General features: G+C 54.5%; 11 protein-coding genes. 1 reads left to right on the forward strand and 10 read right to left on the reverse strand.

The genetic code is table 11. The features are described 5' to 3' along the window. Positions 1 to 3: 3 nt before the first annotated feature. The 4 genes from nuoK to J2Z31_RS00825 form a co-directional block, all read right to left on the reverse strand. Positions 4 to 306 carry an NADH-quinone oxidoreductase subunit NuoK gene (nuoK, locus tag J2Z31_RS00810; protein WP_209599979.1) on the reverse strand — a complete coding sequence of 101 codons (303 nt, stop codon included), beginning with the start codon at positions 304 to 306 and terminating at the stop codon, positions 4 to 6. Continuing rightward, positions 306 to 806, reverse strand: coding sequence for an NADH-quinone oxidoreductase subunit J family protein (locus J2Z31_RS00815; RefSeq protein ID WP_209601029.1), 501 nt, complete (start codon positions 804 to 806; stop codon positions 306 to 308). Before J2Z31_RS00815 ends, nuoK begins: the two co-directional genes overlap by 1 nt. 206 nt (positions 807 to 1012) lie before the next feature. Continuing rightward, positions 1013 to 1234, reverse strand: a complete 222-nt coding sequence (locus tag J2Z31_RS00820; RefSeq protein ID WP_209599980.1) for a hypothetical protein — start codon at positions 1232 to 1234, stop codon at positions 1013 to 1015. A gap of 12 nt (positions 1235 to 1246) precedes the next feature. Then, positions 1247 to 2899, reverse strand: coding sequence for a M10 family metallopeptidase C-terminal domain-containing protein (locus tag J2Z31_RS00825; RefSeq protein ID WP_209599981.1), 1653 nt, complete (start codon positions 2897 to 2899; stop codon positions 1247 to 1249). 507 nt (positions 2900 to 3406) lie between these two features. Here J2Z31_RS00825 and J2Z31_RS00830 point away from each other — a divergent pair. Next, complete coding sequence (locus tag J2Z31_RS00830) at positions 3407 to 4444, forward strand: capsular polysaccharide export protein, LipB/KpsS family (RefSeq protein WP_328243155.1); 1038 nt, start codon at positions 3407 to 3409, stop codon at positions 4442 to 4444. Between the two features lie 153 nt (positions 4445 to 4597). Here the strand turns inward: J2Z31_RS00830 and J2Z31_RS00835 are convergent, their stop codons facing one another. From J2Z31_RS00835 to wecC, 6 genes are all read right to left on the reverse strand, one after another. Next, positions 4598 to 5176 carry a class I SAM-dependent methyltransferase gene (locus J2Z31_RS00835; RefSeq protein WP_209599982.1) on the reverse strand — a complete coding sequence of 193 codons (579 nt, stop codon included), beginning with the start codon at positions 5174 to 5176 and terminating at the stop codon, positions 4598 to 4600. 285 nt (positions 5177 to 5461) lie between these two features. Then, the gene (locus J2Z31_RS00840; protein ID WP_209599983.1) at positions 5462 to 6304 is read right to left on the reverse strand and encodes a class I SAM-dependent methyltransferase; all 843 of its coding nucleotides are present in this window, start codon (positions 6302 to 6304) and stop codon (positions 5462 to 5464) included. A gap of 326 nt (positions 6305 to 6630) precedes the next feature. Continuing rightward, on the reverse strand, positions 6631 to 7275 hold the full coding sequence (locus J2Z31_RS00845; RefSeq protein ID WP_209599984.1) for a class I SAM-dependent methyltransferase: 645 nt from the start codon (positions 7273 to 7275) through the stop codon (positions 6631 to 6633). 253 nt (positions 7276 to 7528) lie between these two features. Beyond that, on the reverse strand, positions 7529 to 10693 hold the full coding sequence (locus tag J2Z31_RS00850; RefSeq protein WP_209599985.1) for a methyltransferase domain-containing protein: 3165 nt from the start codon (positions 10691 to 10693) through the stop codon (positions 7529 to 7531). A 456-nt stretch (positions 10694 to 11149) separates the two neighbouring features. Continuing rightward, positions 11150 to 12166 (reverse strand): CgeB family protein, encoded by a 1017-nt coding sequence (locus J2Z31_RS00855; RefSeq protein ID WP_209599986.1) that lies wholly within the window; start codon positions 12164 to 12166, stop codon positions 11150 to 11152. Between the two features lie 46 nt (positions 12167 to 12212). Continuing rightward, a complete protein-coding gene (gene wecC, locus J2Z31_RS00860) occupies positions 12213 to 13493 on the reverse strand; it encodes a UDP-N-acetyl-D-mannosamine dehydrogenase (protein WP_328243156.1) in 1281 nt (426 codons plus the stop codon). Positions 13494 to 13503 lie beyond the last annotated feature (10 nt).

Genomic DNA, 13503 nt, shown 5'->3' on the forward strand with positions numbered 1-13503 from the left:
CCGCTATCCTTTCATCATCGTGACGTCATCGACCTTGAGGGTGGATTTGTTCCTCACCAGGGCGACAAGGATGCCGAGGGCGACGGCGACCTCCGCCGCGGTGATGGCGATGACGAAGATCGCAAAGATCCGGCCGCGGAAGTCGTCGTAATAGTGCCCGAAGGCGATGAAATTGATGTTGACCGAGTTGAGCAACAGCTCCAGCGACATCAGCACAACCAGGATGTTGCGCCGCAAAAGCACGCCCGCCGCTCCGATTACGAACAGGACCACCCCGAGAGCGATGTACCACCAGAGCGGAACCATCAGCCGGACTCCTTTCGTGCCAGCACGATGGCGCCGACGAGCGCAGCCAGGAGGATGACCGAGGCGACCTCGAACGGCAGGAGATAATCCGAAAAAAGCGTCGTGCTTAAATCCCTGATCTGGTCGCCACCGCGACTGGCGACGGGCGCTGCGAGCGAAAAGCGGTCGCTCCAGAACACGAGCACCATCATTTCGACCCCGAGCAGGCCGAGCAGCGCCATGGCCGGCAGGTTGCCGCTGGGCAAAAACCGCTCCGCCACCGCTTCCCTGACGTCGATCATCATGATGACGAACAGGAACAGGACCATGATCGCGCCGACATAGACGAAGATCTGGATAACCGCGAGCAGCGGCGCGTCGAGCAGGACGAAGATCGCGGAGATCTGCAGGAAACAGGCCATCAGCGCCAGGGCGCTGTGAACCGGATTTCGCGCCAGCACGAGCATCAGGGCCGTGATCACGGACACCGCAGCGAACAGAAGAAAGAACCCCTGAGCCATCGACGCCGCCCCTCCGACGTGACCTCTCTCCGGGCGCGAACGGCCGGCCCCGAGATCGAGCCGCACCGGGAAAGTGTGCCCCAGTATCGGTTTTTTCACAAGATTATTGTCCGGCAGGGCAAGATCTGGCCGGGGGTAAGCTTGGGTTCGTCGCTTTATGACTGCGATACACCAAGGTGAGCGGCCGTCGTTTCCAAACTCGCCGACTATGGATCGAGCGGCCTCGGTAGCGGCGAGGAGTGCCTCGGCCGGCGTTCGGGCACGGCACGAAATTGCGTGGGCTGCGCCTTCCAGTCAAAGGGCAGCGGCAGGGGAACAATGCAACTGGTCAACAGCGTCTGCTCGCCGTTCGTGACCTCGAAGACAATTCCGGGACGCTCCATGCTTGCGCAATCTGGCCAATGCTCGAAATCGATCCATTCGCTCATGGCTTTGCTCCGTCAGAGGAGGAAATCGCCGCCCGAAAGCACCGAGACATTGAGCGCCCTGACCTGAAAATCCGCAAGGCCATCGCCATTGGTGTCGCCGGAGATGACCCCGCTTCTGAAATTGAGCTCACCCGCCTTGCCGTGAAACGCGCTGCCACCGATGAACTGGAATGCCTGGTCCCCTCCGACATTGCTGTTGGCATCGATGGAGCGCAGATCGATCCGGTCCACGCCGGAGGCGAAGTCATCGATGATATCCCTTGCGGACGGCAGCGACTGTGTGGTGGCCTGGAAGACGAAAGTATCCGCGCCACTTCCTCCAACCAGCCGATCGGCGCCGTTGCCGCCGATGAGGGTGTCGTTGCCACCCCGCCCATAGAGCACGTCGTTTCCAGCGAGACCATTCAGAAGGTTGGCGGCGTTGTTTCCGCGCAGACTGTCCGCGAAAGCCGAGCCGTAGAGCCGCTCGATCGAGACATAGGTGTCGCCGGCCGCGTCCCCACGATTGACGCCGGGCGAGTGGAGATCGGCAACTACGCCGGCGGCGGCGTTGGAGTAATTCGCCAGGTCGCTGCCATTGCCGCCGTCGAGCCGGTCGCCGCCGGCGCCACCGACCAGATTGTCGTTTCCGTTGCCGCCGGACAGCGTGTCTTTGCCGGCATTGCCCCAAAGCACGTTTGCGGCGTTGTTGCCGGTGATCGTGTCGTTGCCTGCCCCGCCCTTGGCGTTTTCGATGAGAGAGCGCGCATCGCCCTTGTATTGCAGGGCATTGGCAATATTGCCGACCGCCACTTTCGAGCCGTCATAGCGCAGCTTCGCAAGTTGCGCCGAGGTCGTCGTCCATTCGCCCGGGCGCAGATCGACCTTCAGCGCGGTCGCGTAGTTGGAAAAGTCGTAGGTGTCGATTCCGCCGCCATCCCAGACCGTGAGAAGGATCTTGTTGCCGCCCGGCGCGCCCTGGCCGACGCCATTGATGGACATTTCGCCGGTCGTGTGGCTCCAGCGATAGGTCGTATTCTCGCTCTGCGTGGTGAAATCCGCACCATACATATGCTGCAGGGCGGCGATATCGTACATCATCAGCGATTGGGCATAGCCCCAGGTCTCGTTGGTATAACCCGTCGTGGTCGAGCCGCCCACATAGGAGCGGTAGCTCATGACGGTGTACTCCATCGAGTCGCGGTTCGCCGGCATCACGTTGCCCTCATGGGCGTGCTCCAGCCCAAGCGCGTGGCCGATCTCGTGGAGGAAAGTCATGTAGGCATAGTTCCCCTTTCGCGGAGCGCTGTAGTAGCCGGACGACGTATTGAACCACGCGTCACCGCCTTCTGCCGCGGTCGTAGGGAAGTAGGCCCAAGCGGTGCTCGGAGCGTCGGAGGAGGCAAGGCGGAGATCGGCGTGGCTCGTCGCGCTCTCGGTGATCTCGGTGAAGGTCACATTGGCGACCGAGGAGAATTGATCGAAGGCAGCGCGAGCAGCGATCTTCTGTGCAGCGTTGAACGCGGCAAAGCCCTTCAGGGGCTCGCTGTAGCCGTAGTCATGGCCGTAGAATGAAGCGCTCGTCGGGAAGCTGAAGGTGAAGTTCTTGACCGCCCATTTCCAGTCGCCGAGGATTCCGTCGATATAGGGGTTACCGGTCAGCGCATATGTCGTCGTTGCAGGCATCGTTCTTCCAGATCATCGTGATTGTAGTCAGGCCAGCCCACCGCCACGACCGTGCCCGGGGCTGGAAACGCCGGCGTAATGTCTGATCGATCGCTGAAATTCTCAATTCGGCCTGATGGTTTGGTCGGCCAGTTCGAGTGGACTAGTCCAGTGCGCGAGCATCATCGGCGGGCTCGATGATAGACACAGGTCTCCTTTCGCACCTGGGACGAAGCCGCTCGCGTGGCACGGGGAGCCCGTGGTGAGGGTCCAGCAATGAGGCGAGCATCGTGACACGATCGAGCATGGGAGATCGAGGGTAGACCTCCGAGGTAGCGTCCTGTGGACGACGCTTTAATGCTTGAACTTTTGAAAGCAGTGAAGTTACGTCGTTGATGCGGCAGCCGGGGAAACAGGGTGCCGTTACTGGCATGCGGAGGTCCGGCGCCGTCTTGGGGAGCAAATCGAGTTGAATGGATTCTGTGCGTCAATTTGCAGAGCCAAGTGCCTGGAAGCAATGGATATCGCGTGACTTTTCCGGAATTCGCAAATCACATCGGCGGCAAGAGCTGGTCACCTCGGATTGGCACGCCCTTGGGCGCCACAACGTGGGTTCGCAAGGGCATACCTTGGCTTAAGTACTACTTTGACTTGCCGGAGATATCATCTGCCTTCTCCAGCGAAATCGGTGGCACGATTGCATGGGGAGGCCGCCTGGGCTCGAAGCTGACGAAAGCAATAGCTGCTGCCCGGGGCTTGCCTCATTGGCACCTAGAGGACGGATTCTTACGTTCACTGGGGTTAGGGAAGACAGGTACCTTGCCGCTTTCCATTGTCGCAGATGATCTTGGATTATCGGTCAATGCTGCTCGGGCATCGCGGTTGGAGCGACTGATTGCAGAGGCTGGCGCAGCAGACGTCGAAAGTGGTGCGCTCATTCGGGATGCAGTCGTTCAGAATAGACTGTCGAAGTACAACCATCTTCCACACAATCCGCCGTCTCTAGAAAGAACCTTCAAGCGTCGTCTGCTTCTCATTGATCAGGTTGTCGGCGACGTGTCGGTAGGTCGCGCGCTCGGCTCGGCGGCCTCTTTCGAGCGGATGCTCGATGACGCGCTTTCGAGTGGTGCTCAGTGCGTCGTCCGTACGCATCCGGACGTATTGGCGGGCTATCGCAAGGGGTATATGACCGAGGCCGCGGCTATAAGAACCGGCGTCATTCTATCCGCCGAGCCGGTGTCTGTTGCCTCCATGCTAGACGTCGTTGACGAAGTTTGGACCGTATCCAGCCAGTTTGGTTTTGACGCCTTGCTCCGAGGCATTCCTGTGCGCTGCTACGCTGCACCGTTCTATGCGGGTTGGGGACTGACTGACGATCGTATGGGCCGAAGGGGGAAGGCTGCGATCGCGCAACGTCGTCAGGTGGTGCGCCGAGTGGATCATCTCGCAGCCGCAGCGTTTTCACTGTATCCAATGTATCGCAATCCTTCCAATTGGAAGCCAATAGATGTTTTTGATGCCATTGATCTAATTCTCGCTGGGCAAAGATGCCCGTCGCAGGGGTAGGCCCGAGCGAGCGGCGGAACGTACCATTGCCCCATCACCCCTCAGGTCAGTGTCCTGCCGACTGCGGCAGCGACGACCTTCTCGCCGATGCTTCATGCGACTGGGCCGTGGAGACGGAGCGCCGGCCAACACGATGCAGGATCAAAACCCGGATCAAACGCTATAGCTTTCGGTGATGACGGCCCAATCGCAACCAGCGGACTTGCCTTTCGAGAGGCGCTCAATCTCGGCGTTCGGAAACAATCCTCTAAGTTTGGCCTCATCGAACCGCTGCTTGTGGTAGGCTGGAATCGGTTCCGGCTCTTCAAACGGTACACTCATGATGAGTTTATGCTTTGTGACTCGCCGCAGCTCTGCAACGGCCTTATCGAAGGCGTCCGGAGTGAGGTGTTCAAGGACCTCCATGCAGAAGACGGTATCGAAGGCGCTATCTTCGAAAGACATGGCGGTCACGTCCATGATCCGCAAATCGACCTCCGTTAGCGGGACGAATTTGGTGTACGGAGCTTTATCGATCGCCGTGACACGCTCAAAGCGATCGGACAGCGTAAGATAATTGAGCAATGCGCCAGGGCCTGCGCCAATGTCGAGGACGGATCTCGTATAGGTCGGTATGCGAGATACGGCAAACTCAAGCCTTCGCCAATCGGCATTCGAGTAAAGTCCCTTTCCTGTCGAACGGCCGAATTTCTCTTCGTAAGCCCTTTGAAACTGAGCACGGATATCGGCCATCAACGGATCTGACATAGTCGGAAGGTTCACGGTGGGTAACGAAGTCATACGGCTCTCTCGTGTTTATGGCTCTTGGCCTGGTAGCGACTACCGGCAGTGTCTGGTTGAGGGATGGAAGAAAATTGTTCAAGCCTTGTTCAGGTAGAGATTTCAGCGATCACAGATCATCCGATTCCTATTATCGCCCAGTTCTCTCTTTGCAAGAACGTTGAGGCCTGCAATCCGCAAGGCAAGTTCAAGATTGGCGATCTCAACCAAATCGGCACTCTCCTCCCACTTACGAGCCTACTTCTTGACTAAGACGACCGTGATTGCATTAACCGCCAGTTCGTCATGGCCGATTTCCTCGAGGAGGTGAGGGAATGATTTCAGCACCCAGAAACCTCGTCCGTCCACCTGCTCACGGTAGCGCGCAAGGGTGAAATCTTGCTCTGAAAAAAAGGTCTCCCGATAGAACCCCAATGGGCGTCTGTTCACCGTATAGTAAGCGTCTTCCCGTCCCGCCATCTGCGCGACCACTCCTTCGGGAAAGAGGTGATGCATAAACGGGAGATCAACAATCCGCGTCAGGTGCGGACCACTCGCGGCATTGAAAGTTGGACCAAAAACAGTAAAAAACACGCCGCCTGGTCGAAGAACTCTCACTATTTCCGACAGGGCGTTCGAGGGATTCGGGATATGCTCGAACACATTGAAGCTAATCGCAAGATCAACTGAGTTGTCGTCGAGCGGGATCGATTCCGCCGACGCCTTGAGCAACCTGGAATCCGCGTTCAGACTTTCCGCCGCCGGGAAATGCGTGTCATCGATATCTAGACCAATATACTGAGTCACTCCGTAATCGGCGAGATGGTGGGCGTTTTCGGCTCTAGCGCAGCCCACGTCCAGCACCGTTTTGGTCTCGATACGCGCATGCCGTTCCGTGGCTCGATATGCTTTTGCCAGCCTTTGTCGCGACCTCATATCCATAGCGTCGGGCGTATAAGAAAGTCCGCTTCTCTTTGGGAGCAAAGAGGCAATGCGACTCAATGCACCAAAATCCCGACGGCCTCTCAAAACTTCAATGACTCTCTCTTGATGTGCCTGCAGCCTACTCTGTTCAAGAAGCTGCTCAACTAGGGGAGCCATTCCCTTGGATCTTGGGTCAACTTGCAGAGGTTTCTCAAACATCCAACACCATGGACTTACAGAAAAAGCAACCTTCGTGGTCGCGGTTCGCGGCAACAACCACCGTTGCGTCGATAGCACCCCGACCGCGCAAATACCACACCCAAATCCTATTGCAACGTAGACAACTTCTAGGGTTCGCCAGCGCGACGAATTCACGATTGTCAGCTGTTTTGGTCAACGGAGCGATGTTCGTGGCCCACTGCAAAACTTGTCTTTCTGCAATGGTATTGAAAAAGAAGCACGCCGGTAAGCTATGATCTCTGCGCACTTTCCGATGAGTTGCGCTATCGGGTCAAAGTGTACAGCCTATAAAAGCGGCCAAGATTGGATTGCAATGGGTAAGGTTCGTCCTCGAGGGACCATTCAGGCAAGTAAGTTCTGGCAATTCGAAAGTAATCCCATGAGTAGGAAAAGGGTGTTGTGTCAATCATTTCGCCGGTAGCCAAGTTGAAATTTCGATCAACCTTTCCTTCTTCCCCCAACCAAGGTTCAAGAAGCAGCAACTTGTGGCGCGTGATACGCGCGAGGGCCGATAACACCTCCCCTGGCGTCGCCACATGATCGATGACGGACACTGTGAAAGTGATGTCGAAAGTCAGGTCGGGGAAGATGTTTAATATACCTTCGTCCCCGGCCGCCAGGCGAAGCCCTTCTCGCCTCCCGTAGTCAACAGCAGAAGAATTGACATCGATTCCCGCAGAAAAAACACTGGAATTCTGCTTGCGCAGCGCTGCCAAATTTTTGCCAGCATTACAACCAAACTCGAAAACGCTGGACGGCGAAAACGAAAGAATGCGTTCAGCCATAAATGCTGACCACGGCTTGGGTTTGGCGTAACTCTTGAAGTTGTCGAGCGTCCCCCAATATTCGCGTGCGGCAGCCTGTTCGGTCTGCGGATCGTTCACATCGCTGATCTCGAAATCCGGCACAGTGATTTCCCTCTCTCTGGTCGAGTGCAACTGTCTAAACCATACATGATTAAAGCTTTAGTCCGCTCCGAACATCTGCCGGTGCTCTCTATTCCGACGCATCTGAAGGAAAAACGATCACCACTACTGGACGTGCTGGCCGGCGAAGCTCCGAAAGTCAAACTTCACTCCTCTCGCAGCTTAAGGTGCGAAGAGCTACTCATATCACTCACCAACGTCCGGCTGCAGCTCAGCCGCGGGTGTTGTCACTGGATTAAACAAAAACCTCATTTGTTATCAGACCTCTACCGACTGCCTTCGCCTTCGACACAAATTCGTGATCTCCAATCTTCCAAGTATGCTTCGAGAGGTCTGCATGCCTGACGTGAATGAAGTTGAATGGGTCCGTGGAGAAAATCAGAGCTCCTTGTTCAGCGAGAGTCTTGAGGAACAACGTGTCTGTCCCTTGCGGGACGCGAGTGAAAGTTGCACCTTCCGTTTTGCGGCGATCCCAGACGAGCGTGCCGCCATGGACCCGATTCGTGAACTGATAAGACTTACCTGGGAAACGGTGGACCGTCTTGTCCATGCTCTCCACGTAAGCAAAGAACGCCTGCTTACCAACCAATGCCGCGGCGGGAGCATAATCGAACGCGAGCATGGCGTCGGTTAGATAGTTAGGCCCATAGTGGTCGTCGTCATCGAACTTTGCAAAAACGTCGCCTTCTGCTCTCGTCATGGCCAAGTTCAAGCCGTCCGCGAGGACTTGGTCGCGGCCAATCTCCAGGATGATGAGCTTGCTTTCGCCTGCAAATGCTTCCGCAATAGCATCATCATTGTATTCGTCCGAATGTTTGACGAATATGATTTCGCGATCGGAATATGTTTGGTGGCGAGCCTGTTCTGCAGCGTGTTTGAGGAAGTTTGGTCGCTTGGAGCACATGATGATGGACGCCTTACGACGGCTCGTCGTGATGAGGGGCGTACCTAATATACCTCCTATCTGCTCCAGTCTGTGGCGGTACGTATGCTGTGAATGCACTAGGCGGACCCCTCGCACGGCAAGCCGATCGCGATAGAAAGGCGCGTTGAACAAGCGATCAACCGCCGCCTCCACCTCTTTTGAGGTGCGAGGCATCAGGACAATGTCCCCAAAAGTCTTTTCAATGGCCTCGGAGTGCGAACTTATTACCGGTGCACCGCAGGCGAGAATCTCAAACACCCGCCGCGCCAGCATCGTCTCGGAGCCTTCTACCGAGTTCACATTCACAAACGTGTGATACCGTTTGTAAACCTGCTCAACCAAATGAGTGTATTCCAGAGACCCCTTAAGCGATGTCTTGAACTTGTCGGGGAATATCAGGTCGGGATTTTTTTTCTCGTCCAGATAGCGATCATAGATGTCAAGGAGCCCTCTTTCCATAATTGGAGACAAGAGGAGATCAAGCCACTCTGCCCGGCGTGGATACTTGATCCCACGCCAACTGCCTGTGAAGGCAACCCGATTTACTTTTTCGGCATCCCTAATGGGATTGTGAAGCGCCGGCTGCGCGGCGAATGGGAGGACAAAGGCGTTATCCTTGCCTGTCAGTTCCCGGTATGCGTTCACACACCCGCTATCAGTTGTGAAAACAAAGTCGAACTTCTTTGCTGTCTCGCGAAACACATCGAAGTTGACCGGATCTTCCTTGTTCCAAAAAAGTGACGGAATTCCGATAGAGTGGCAGTAATTCAAGATCTCGCCAATCTCCCTCCCCCACTTCTCGGGTTTGGTCATGGCATACTTCCACTCGTTATTGTTTCCGCGCCATGCAGACTCGGCAAAAAATGCTTTCGGCGGCCGCCGCTTCAATTGTGCCGACCAGCTGGCCTTCGTCACCGGGAGGAGGTCCACGTCGGGCGCAAAGCACTCGTGCGTGAATTCGTCGAATATAGAGGCTATTCTCGGCCGATCAGGCGCATCTTGCCCTAGCTTGCCAGTACCCTCAATAACGCCAATCGGATTGACCGTAACGTGGATAGGAATTTGCTCCGCGAACCGAGAGAATCCGACGAGCATAACGGACGCTCTTGGAGGCGCTAACAGGAAGTATTCGAAGGGAATATCCAAGCCGGTTGCGAGGTAAGATACCGCCTGTGCTTTTCCGTCGGTTAGAATGAATTTTCGATCCCTAAACGGAATGGCTTTTCCCTGATCGTCCTCAAAGCATACAGTTAGCAGCGCACCTTTGATATTCTCTTTCCGGAAGCTAGTTATCGTTCCGCTCAATCCATATTCATGCCCCGGCGTCACCTCAAGCCTGATCCATTTGGGATCCTTCTTGAGAAAAATATCGAAGTTCTCATTGAACGGGGGCTTAATAAAATTAGCATCGTGAGCGGTAAATTTTTCCTCACTCCACTTCACCAAACGATAAATTGTGTAAGGGAGCTTGATAATCCGAGCAATGCTCTTTCTGGAAGAAATTAACTCTCTGCCGATTAAATGCGGAAGACCTTGCTTAAGTTTATCAATATCGCGAGACAGGCCCTCATATCTTGAGTGGAGTTTTTGATATCTTCTGAGGACCTCCAAAGCTGGCAAATTGTAACGCTCTTCAGCTTCCTTCTCGACTGTAGCAAGCTGAGACTGAGCGTCTGCCAACCGAGCCTCCAGCTCTTCAATTCGATTGGTCTTCCCTAGTATGATTTTCTCTAGAGACACCACTTCGTCGTTTAGCTTAGCAGTCTTGCTATCAATGATTGAGTACAGTCTTTTCTGCGCATTAAGCGCGCCCCGCTCGGTGACACGGAGAAGTTCTCGTAAGCTTGGACTTCCAACTGTCTGCCCCTCCGGCAGCTTCGTACCGACGGCCCGTATGTAGTTCGCTTGAACGTCTACGCTTTGAAAACTTAGTGAATGCTCTCGCAGCCGTGCGAACCACGCGGGAAATAGCTGGGATTTATGATCTGGATAAGGCTGGAATCCAAAAGGGGTCGTGACAATCAGGCGCCCGTTGACTTCGAGATGACGTACGGCAACTTCAATGAATGCAGCAGGGTCGATCTGGTGCTCCAGGACTTCGCCGAGGATCACATTATCGAACCGGACATCACTCTTGAAATCTTCTATCGCGCAAAGAGCGAAGTCGAGCCGAGCCTGCACATCGGCGCTCTCCTTCGCTTTATCTTCTAGAGCATACTCGATCGCGTTCTCTGAAACGTCTATCCCGGTGACGGTGAAGCCACGCCGTGCAAGCAGCACACTGGCAATTCCTTGGCTGCAACCCACATCGAGAACGGAATTCCCCTGCACTTGATCGCAAATCCAATCTATGCGTCTTTGCGCTATAAGCGTTAATCTCCTAGACCAGAGGCCCCCTTTGTACACATCAGAAATGCGGTCATCGCAGTCGCTCGCCGCAAGTTCATCGCCGTGCTGAAGCTCTTTGTCACTCATTCTAACTTCCTGCCGTAGACCCTTTCGCAACCTTCAACTTTCGCCGAAGCACCCAAGGTTGAAGATCCAAAAATCGCCTCTAACTTCCGCCATTGAACCAGGCAAAGATTTCAACTCACGTTGGCTCAAACGAGTGTTTCCTTAGCGGACCTACTTCGTCACTGCAACATCGCTCGACGGCGAATGCTCAGTGCTCCCCTCGGCTTCTAGACCCTCCGTCCACAGGAATATCGAGTATGCCGCTCAGTTGGCTCTTTGAAGATCACAGCGAGACCATAACCTCCCGACATATTCGCTGAAGCTTGGAGCGGGAGCGAGCAAATCGATGCACAAGACTTTCTCAGTCAAGTCGTGCACATTCTGCTCCGACGTGAACATCGCACATTGCGCGCCGAAGCGTTCGTGATCAGGGTTCGAGGCAGCGCCTACTGAGCTAAGTAGAACGATGCTTAAGTCCTATCCCAAAACTGACATAATCGTGCCCAAACGCTTCGCCCAGTTGTGTTCTTCTCTCACATAGTGCGCACCCGCGGCTGCGCGATCCAGATCTTTGGCAGAGGGGCCTTTTGTCAGGCGCCTAACTTGTTCGATCAATTCGGCCTCATCCTCGACCACATAGCAATAGTCTTTAAAAAACCTTGTAACCGAAGGGCTGGGGTTTGTTATGGCTATCCCACCACATGCAAGAATCTCTACGAGCCTTCGTGAGTACATCGAAGGTGAGTCGTCGACCGTATTCACGTTCAAGGAAACCAGATACTCTTTATATATTCGCGCCGTCCCTTGATAAGGCACGGCGCGCCTCACTTCGATGCCAAGATCCGCCGGATACTGATAATATTCGGACCTCCTACCCGAATTCCTATCGAACACAGTAATGTCCATCTTTGCAGCAGCGCAGGCTTGGAACATCATATGCTGCCATTGACGACGGCGATCATGGATATGGCGACTATAGCTTCCAACGAAATTTGCACTATTCCACTTGAATTGAAATCCAGTAAAGTTGTGGATCGTTGTTTGTACAGGGAACGTCAATACACCCAGTTGCGCGGACGAAGGCAACAGCCGACGATATTTCGGCAGGCAATTCTCGTCTACTGTGAAGACGTACTCGAAGAGGGAGGCGCTATTTATGAATCTATCGAAGTGAGCACTGTCCTCCTTATTCCAGAAAACGCACGGAATACCACGATCTCGCGCGAAGGCTATTACCTTCTTGAGCTCATCGTTCGACTTTCTTGGCTTATCGGGGTAGGTTGCTATTTTATACTTCCAGGCATTTCCGGCGCCTTGCCATGCCGACTCGACGAACAGAAAATCCGGACGCCAGAACCGCAGCACCCATTTGTAGTTCAACGGAGTCACATTGAATGTCGAAGCCTCAAGCGACAAACACGTTGCAGTAAGTTCGTCCGCAATCAGAGCTATTCGAGGAGCGTTAGAGCGCAACAATCCACGAACTGTCACCATTGACCTGACCTATAAAAGAACGTGGAAGCCCAAGAACCCTGCGGCTCTATGACAGTCTGCGCCAGATGCCCTTCGTATCGATAACAGCCACTCCTTCCCTAATCTCTGGCACCTGCTCTATGAACTCCCGGTGATCCACAAGCACCGCAACAACATCTGCTTGTTCAAGTGCCGTATCCTGATCTTCCAGGCGAACCCCAAGAGCCGCTAAGTCTTCGGGCAGTTCCTCAATATTGGGTTCCACAGCAATAACTCTATTGGTGAACCGTTGTGCCAATCTGGTCGTTATCTCTAATGAGGGGCTCTCGCGAAGATCATCGATATTCGCCTTGAATGCCAATCCCACACAGGCGATTATGGCACTACCCCTGCCTTTTACCTGCTCTACTGCAAAAACCGCATCCAGAATTTTCCTTTCGACCCAGTTCGGTTTCTCATCATTTACGAGTCTGGCAGTACGGATCAGCGGCGCAGCGCTAGGCGCTGAATGCACGATAAACCAGGGATCGACTGCAATGCAGTGCCCCCCTACACCAGGCCCAGGCTGCAAAATATTCACTCTAGGATGTCTATTTGCCAGACGGATCAGTTCCCAGACATCAATGCCGAGCTTTTCGCATATGACGGAGAGCTCATTGGCGAATGCGATTGCCACATCGCGTGAAGCATTTTCGGTAAGCTTGCACATTTCTGCTGTTCTGGCATTCGTTATCAAGCATTCGCCCTCAACGAAAACCTTGTACAACTCAACCGCCGCCGCAGAGCATTTTGCAGTAATTCCGCCAACAATTCGGTCATTCTCGACCAGTTCTCGCAACACGTGCCCAGGTAGCACGCGCTCAGGGCAATGAGCGACCCGTATATCGGAATTCTCGCCATGTTCATGGGGAAATGAGAGATCCGCACGTGCCTCGGCAAGCCATTTCGAAACTTTCTCGGTAGTTCCGACGGGAGAAGTCGACTCCAGAATCACTAGGTCGCCTCTTTTAAGTACAGGCGCAATCGCTTTGCAAGCAGACTCGATGAAGCTTAGGTCAGGCTCATGGTCATCTTTGAAAGGGGTCGGCACAGCTATTAGAAATGCATCTGCCGGCTCGGGAACCGTGACCGCTCTCAAACGCCCGTCAGTCACCGTTGCCCGCACGACGATGTCAAGATCCGGCTCTACAATGTGGACTCCACCGGAATTGATAATATCAACTGCCCGTTGGCTGATGTCTACGCCGATGACCTTCACACCGCGCGCAGCAAAAACCGCGGCTGAGGGCAAGCCAATGTAACCAAGCCCCACAACAGAAATCGTATTGTTCAACCATTTACTGGCCATTGCATTCCCT

The organism is Sinorhizobium kostiense, from assembly GCF_017874595.1.
Lineage (GTDB): Bacteria > Pseudomonadota > Alphaproteobacteria > Rhizobiales > Rhizobiaceae > Sinorhizobium > Sinorhizobium kostiense.

Bases quoted from the DNA above. Each gene is read 5' to 3' on its own strand.
- nuoK (WP_209599979.1), bottom strand. From the start codon at position 306: ATGGTTCCGCTCTGGTGGTACATCGCTCTCGGGGTGGTCCTGTTCGTA.
- J2Z31_RS00815 (WP_209601029.1), bottom strand. From the start codon at position 806: ATGGCTCAGGGGTTCTTTCTTCTGTTCGCTGCGGTGTCCGTGATCACG.
- J2Z31_RS00820 (WP_209599980.1), bottom strand. From the start codon at position 1,234: ATGAGCGAATGGATCGATTTCGAGCATTGGCCAGATTGCGCAAGCATG.
- J2Z31_RS00825 (WP_209599981.1), bottom strand. From the start codon at position 2,899: ATGCCTGCAACGACGACATATGCGCTGACCGGTAACCCCTATATCGAC.
- J2Z31_RS00835 (WP_209599982.1), bottom strand. From the start codon at position 5,176: ATGGCCGATATCCGTGCTCAGTTTCAAAGGGCTTACGAAGAGAAATTC.
- J2Z31_RS00840 (WP_209599983.1), bottom strand. From the start codon at position 6,304: ATGGCTCCCCTAGTTGAGCAGCTTCTTGAACAGAGTAGGCTGCAGGCA.
- J2Z31_RS00850 (WP_209599985.1), bottom strand. From the start codon at position 10,693: ATGAGTGACAAAGAGCTTCAGCACGGCGATGAACTTGCGGCGAGCGAC.
- J2Z31_RS00855 (WP_209599986.1), bottom strand. From the start codon at position 12,166: ATGGTGACAGTTCGTGGATTGTTGCGCTCTAACGCTCCTCGAATAGCT.
- wecC (WP_328243156.1), bottom strand. From the start codon at position 13,493: ATGGCCAGTAAATGGTTGAACAATACGATTTCTGTTGTGGGGCTTGGT.